We start from the raw sequence: 6,024 nt of genomic DNA, 5'->3' as shown, positions 1-6,024 counted from the left end.
ACTTGGAATGAAACTGTCTCCCGGTGAAAACATCTGTTACTATCTGGATTACCAGATATTTGACCTGTTTTCCGGTATGAAATCACCGGAGTCCCTGGGTCGTTTCTGTCATCCTGCACTGACTCTGCTAAGGCAATACGACCATAAAAATAACACGCAGTTTTATCAGACACTCTGTGCCTATCTGGACTGTGGATGCAGTATTAAATTGACAGCTGAACAGCTCTACATTCACCGCAATTCACTGGTTTACCGCCTGAACCGAATCACGGATGTGTGCCGGGTTGACCTGGATGACACACAAACCTGCTTTTTACTGCGCCTGTCCTTTTTGATTGACAAATATAACGGGTTAAATCAGGAGCAACTGATGTCCAAAATGTTTCGTTGCAAATCCTTATAAATTGCGATATAATGACCTTAATTGCTATTCAGACAGAACCAGGAGGTGAGATGTAGGTATGAAAGACGACCAATACGAACAATTAGCCGCAGTTTTACGACCAATGTTGAAAAAAAACCTGATCCAGACATACGAAGCCTACATCAATTGCAGTAGAGCAGGTCACTATATCCGGAAAAATATTTTAAAATTAAAACACGATGATCTCACCTTAGAGAAAATAATTGCCCACGCAGTAAAGGAAGCTGCCTCTGAATCCATTGATGTAGAAGAGGGAATCCGTAAATTGCGTGAATTGCGCCGGGTTTATAAGCGAAACTGGTCGGATACCATTCGCGAAGAAGTCATGGACCCCGAGAATCTGAAGCCCCGTAACCCCCAGCTGCTTCGCAAGGAAGCCGAGGCTGCTTACGATATCAGCATTTATAAAAGAACTGACCACCGTAAATCGGTAGAAGCCCGCATGCGGGAACGATATGAAGAGATTGAAAACTGGAGGGCGGACGTAACCGCTCTGATTACAGATTTCCATTTTTATGGCGGAAAACCAGCCAAATCACAGGCTAATGCATTTATTCATGACATAGCGCTGGAATCATTGATTATTGTCAACCGTGAATTCAATGGCTCTTTGGAAGGCTACACCACGAAATTCCCTATGGTTTACATGCAGGCACCCATTTTCAACTACCGCAGTACAAATCTGGATTTTGAAGTGGAAATCCTGCAAAATGAAATCCGTCTTTTCAACAGCTATGACTTTGAGGGCGGAAACGTCCGTGTGGAAATGAGTACGGAGAACCTGGATCTTCCTTCCGTAACTTCTGCCGACACTTTAGAAGAAATTAAATCTAAATATAATATTAATACCATGACAAAGCGGGATCTGGATATGAAGGATCGTGAGATTTTAAACTGCCTCTATACCATGATGTCCGCGGAAACAGTTCGTACCAGGTTAATTACCGGAAAATTGAAAAACCTGGCAAGATTGGTATTTAACATTGAAACTCCGCGTAAAAAGCATCTGGATGATATTAAAGAAAGGCTCTTTAAGCTTCAGGACTACAACTATTCCGTGACCATTACGGATAAGGAAACCGGAAAAGAGGCGGAAAAGCTTCAGTTAAATATGATTGTTACAGCACGTGTCTATGAAGACCATGGTGTTGTATATTTTGAAGTACAGCCAAGTGACCAGATGATTAACACATATATCCAGAAAAAATATGTCAATATTCTTTCCCAGAGTTATCGTCTGATTGATTCACCTCAGACAAAGGCCATTCTGGTTATGCTTCAGTCAGAACGATTAATGTCCTATATGAATAACAGCCTGGATGCCACATTTACTTTAAATTATTTCCGTGCCCATATGAAGCTGCCACGTATGAATCCTGCGGCTTTGAAAAAAGAGCTGGACAAACATTTAAAGATTTTAAAAGATAAGAAAATCGTTGTGGATGAATATACCATAAAACGTGCAGAAATCGATGTTCATTTTACACCTTTGGAAGACCGGGAGCTGATTGCTTACGGTGTGGAACGCAATCTTCTTGCCGAGACAAATATTATTGACGCAGAGTACACCGTAAAAGCTTAAAAGTATGACTACTTATACGACTACTTAAATGAGGTAAACCCATGAAACATTCTGAAGAATTTGATAACAGAGGCAGACGGTCCCTGCGACGTGCCCCGAACAGTCCCAGAAGAACACGTATCTCCAAAGAACCGGAGGAGCGCAGGCAGGAAATTATTGAGACTGCGCTGGAACTTCTTGCTGAAAAAGGCTATGACAATACGAATGTGCAGGATATTACAGACAGAATGAATGTATCTCCCGGATTATGCTACCGCTATTTTAAATCCAAAACAGAGATATTCGCAGCCGCTTCGGAGCTTTATGCCAGCAAAGCAATTAAGCAGATAAAAGTTCCCAGCTCTGCAGATATCCCGGTAATAGAAAAACTTCAGATTTTTATAAAACGTATTTTTGATTTTTCTATGTCACATCAGCAATTTGAATCCCGGTATCATGAAGAAACCGACATTCGGGCAATCCATTTAGACCACGTAGCGGACCAATGGTACACTCTGCTTCTGCCCATTATTGACCAGGGAACAAAAGAAGGCATCTTCCATTGCAAGGACATTCCGGCAACCACCCATTTTTTGATCTACGGTCTGGTTCACACCTTTCATAAACGGATACCCGCTGCAAAAGATACATCTGCTTACATGGAAAATTTTCTGTTATTTATATATGATATGTTTGCACGTGTACTGGAATTTCCAGTATCTTCATTTGGAAAATTATAATCCAATTCAAACTTATAGAAATTACCCGGAACACCATGACGGATGACCGGAAAAAAGAATGCACCTGTTTTAGGCTAACCTGACAGGTGTATTTTTATTTTATAAATGTGAGTGAATTTATTCATTGACAAATCCGGGAATGCATAGTATTATCTGAGTGAAGAAATTTACTCACTAGATAATAATGAAAGTAGGTGGTTTATATGGGTTTACGGTACTCCGGAGAAAATTATCTGAAATCCATCTTTCTCCTTCATCAGGAACAGTCTGTCGTGCGCTCTGTTGACATCGCTGAACGCCTGGGATTCACAAAGGCAAGCGTGAGCCGTATGCTTAAGAACCTTGTCCGGGATGGCTTTGTCGCCGTGGATGATAACAATGTATGCCTGACGGAAAAAGGCTTGTTTGCAGCCAGTGGAATCTATGAACGATTTTCAACCATATTTGATTTCTTAGCTGATTTTCTGGAAATCCCCCTGGACATAGCAGCACGTGACGCCGGGGGTATGGAACACATCATCAGTGAAGAAACATTGTGTGCACTTCAAAAGCTTCTGGTTAAGAAAGGAACAGGTGATTCAAGTGATTACATATCTGATACAGCATCTGATTAAAGATAGTGAGTGCATATCGAAGCCGTCTGTGCAGAAGGCATATGCAAAAATATGCAGTATAGCCGGTATCTTTTTTAATACCCTTCTTTTTCTTGCAAAACTGTTTTTTGGTACGGTCAGCTCTTCTTCTGCCATTATCGCTGATGGATTTAACAATCTATCAGATGCCCTCACTAGCGGCGCCTCCTTTCTGGGCTATTGTCTCGCCGGAATGGGTGCTGGAGAAAACCATCAGTTTGGACATGGGCGTTATGAATGGCTGATGGGATTTGTATCCGGTCTGGCTGTTTTTTTCATGGGCACGGCATTAGCAAAAGATTCTGTAACCGCTATACAGTCACCAATGCCAATCACATTTAGCGGACCGGTATTATTTATGCTCCTGGCTTCCATTTTCATAAAATTCTATATGTATCTTTACAACAAAAACATTGGCAATAAAATATCCTCGGCATCCATGAAAGCTGCTGCCACTGACTGCATCAGTGATATGGCATCCACGGCTGCAATTACCTTAGCCCTGGTAACCGAGCACTTTACCGGCTGGCACATTGATGGCTGGTGTACCCTGCTGGTATCCGTATTTATCATGTTTTCAGCTATAAAATCCATCACGGAAACGGCTGACCGTTTCATGGGACATTCCCCAGACAACGGCTTATCTGATAAAATTACAGAACTGGTTATGCAGTATCCCCAAGTTCAGAGTATCCGTAACCTGACGATCCATGATTACGGCATGGGACAATATGCAGTCTCCATGCATATTACAGGCGCTGATGGGCAAAACAGTGCTGATTTGTATACAGCAGCGCAGAATATTTCCTATGATCTTTACCAGAACATGAATTGTACCGCCACCATACAGCCAGACTTTTTAGCTTCGGACAACGGTTCGCACAACCTTATAAAAAATGCAGTTGAAGATATCATCTGCTCCTTCGATGAAAATGCACGGATGAAAGATCTGCATTTTGTAAACGCGGCTCCTTATACTAACGTCCTGATAACTATCTGCGGTTCCTGGAAAATCTGCAAAAAAGAGCTGCTGCTCCATGAAAATATATGTAAAGCTGTATATTCCCTTGACAATAGCTCTCATGTAATCACAAAGTTTCTCATTGCTTCTCCGGTAAAAAAACCATTTTTAACCGAAAGTAAGCCCATTTTATAAAGGTACCTTACTTTTTTTCAAAAAGGTATTGACAAAATACAAAGGTACCTGTATTATATAAATCAAGGTACCTTTGTATTTTACTATTACTTGAACTCAATTTGAAAGGAGAACATAAATATGAGCGAACAATTTAAAGATTTAATGGAACTATTTATAAGAGCAGACGCACTTCTTCACCGATATCAGGGCACTTATTTTCGAAACTTTGGACCCTTTGCCAGCCCTCATAAAGGGCAGGGACGTGTACTTTCACTTTTAAAACTACAACCTGAAATCACCCAGAAGGAGCTGGGATATCTCTTGGATATGAGAAATCAGTCTCTGGGAGAACTCCTGGGTAAACTGGAACGAAACGGCTACATCACACGCACCCCATCCGAAAAAGACAGGCGGGTCATGAATATCAAACTCACTGAGGAAGGAGCCAAAGCCGCTGAACAGTTAGATGGGAAGCAAGAAGATGTAAACCAGATTTTCTCATGCCTCAGTGAGGAAGAACAGACTGTGTTAAGTGATTACCTGGAACGGCTCATCGATGCCCTGGAAAAAACATTTGAAGAAATGGGTATCCCGGAACATGAGCATGGAAGACCTTGTGGTCATCCACATTCCCATCCTCACGGCCACTCTCACGAACAGGAACGGGATTTCGGAGGGCCACAGGGATTTGGCGGTCCCTTTGCATCCAGACACGATCCCAGGGCTTCCTTTACGGGCCGTCCCGGTTTTCCGGGTACCCCGAAACACCCGGAACATCCAGGCAGACATGAGCGGGATGGCTTCTCCGGTTATGGGGAACATCCCGGCAGGCATAAGCAGGATGACATCTCCGGTTATGGCGAACATCCCGGCAGGCGTGGACACGAGGATGACTTCGACTTCAGATATTTCGAACAATTCCAATCCTCTGATCGTCCGGAGGCTCCATACCGTCCGGAATTTTCCGAAAGCTTCGACTGTCCAAAACACCCGGGATGCCATGGAAACCGTTGTCCGGAATGCGATTTTGAAGAACTGAAATATAAATACACCGGAAACTGGGAAAAGATGAGCGAAGCTGGCGATGTGGATACTGAGGCTGGCAAAACAGAGACCGATGCTTGCGATACAATCACAAAGACAAACAAAGCTGATATCGAAGTTGAAACAAATACTATGACTAAGGATTCAGATACGAAAGACAGCAATAAAGAATAGCAATATGATCGTAACCGGTAAACAGTATGATTCAGGCAGTAAAGGGGTGATTTTATGTTTACTAGTATTGTATTATTTCTATATGGCATTCAGATCCTGATTAAGGATTTGATCAAAAAAAGCTGCAGACCGAAATTCAGTCTGCAGAACACTATTCATAAAATAAAACAAAGCTTTAAAAACGAATTGAACTTAATGAAAAATCTGGCAGAAAAACTGGCAGCAATTATTTTAGGAGAGCAGATGGGCATTTAGCATCTGCCCTCCTATTTTATTTGTATGATTCAGTTGGAATTTTTGTAACTTTCTGA

The 6,024-nt window shown here is 42.1% G+C and carries 7 protein-coding genes; all 7 read left to right on the top strand.

The features are described from left to right. On the top strand, positions 1-403 hold a 403-nt coding region (locus tag ACH2DQ_RS28930), incomplete at its 5' end, for a helix-turn-helix domain-containing protein (RefSeq protein ID WP_395028800.1). A 58-nt stretch (positions 404-461) separates the two neighbouring features. Further along, a complete protein-coding gene (locus ACH2DQ_RS28925) occupies positions 462-2,006 on the top strand; it encodes a hypothetical protein (RefSeq protein ID WP_394914555.1) in 1,545 nt (514 codons plus the stop codon). Between the two features lie 41 nt (positions 2,007-2,047). Next, entirely contained in the window at positions 2,048-2,725 is a 678-nt protein-coding gene (locus ACH2DQ_RS28920; RefSeq protein WP_394914556.1) for a TetR/AcrR family transcriptional regulator, read from the top strand. Positions 2,726-2,928: 203 nt separating this feature from the next. After that, positions 2,929-3,339, top strand: a complete 411-nt coding sequence (locus tag ACH2DQ_RS28915) for a metal-dependent transcriptional regulator (protein ID WP_394914557.1) — start codon at positions 2,929-2,931, stop codon at positions 3,337-3,339. Next, positions 3,308-4,513 carry a cation diffusion facilitator family transporter gene (locus ACH2DQ_RS28910; protein ID WP_394914558.1) on the top strand — a complete coding sequence of 402 codons (1,206 nt, stop codon included), beginning with the start codon at positions 3,308-3,310 and terminating at the stop codon, positions 4,511-4,513. Before ACH2DQ_RS28915 ends, ACH2DQ_RS28910 begins: the two co-directional genes overlap by 32 nt. Positions 4,514-4,633: 120 nt before the next feature. After that, positions 4,634-5,713, top strand: coding sequence for a MarR family winged helix-turn-helix transcriptional regulator (locus ACH2DQ_RS28905; protein WP_394914559.1), 1,080 nt, complete (start codon positions 4,634-4,636; stop codon positions 5,711-5,713). Positions 5,714-5,767: 54 nt separating this feature from the next. Next, positions 5,768-5,968: a hypothetical protein gene (locus ACH2DQ_RS28900; protein WP_394914560.1), complete on the top strand. Its 201-nt coding sequence runs from the start codon at positions 5,768-5,770 to the stop codon at positions 5,966-5,968. The last annotated feature ends 56 nt before the right edge of the window (positions 5,969-6,024 follow it).

This window comes from Robinsoniella sp. (assembly GCF_034124845.1).
This window is presented reverse-complemented; position numbering and strand designations above follow the sequence as displayed.

What these genes read in the sequence shown, in the direction of transcription:
- ACH2DQ_RS28925 (WP_394914555.1), top strand. Translation starts at nt 462, where the DNA reads ATGAAAGACGACCAATACGAACAATTAGCCGCAGTTTTACGACCAATG.
- ACH2DQ_RS28920 (WP_394914556.1), top strand. Translation starts at nt 2,048, where the DNA reads ATGAAACATTCTGAAGAATTTGATAACAGAGGCAGACGGTCCCTGCGA.
- ACH2DQ_RS28915 (WP_394914557.1), top strand. Translation starts at nt 2,929, where the DNA reads ATGGGTTTACGGTACTCCGGAGAAAATTATCTGAAATCCATCTTTCTC.
- ACH2DQ_RS28905 (WP_394914559.1), top strand. Translation starts at nt 4,634, where the DNA reads ATGAGCGAACAATTTAAAGATTTAATGGAACTATTTATAAGAGCAGAC.
- ACH2DQ_RS28900 (WP_394914560.1), top strand. Translation starts at nt 5,768, where the DNA reads ATGTTTACTAGTATTGTATTATTTCTATATGGCATTCAGATCCTGATT.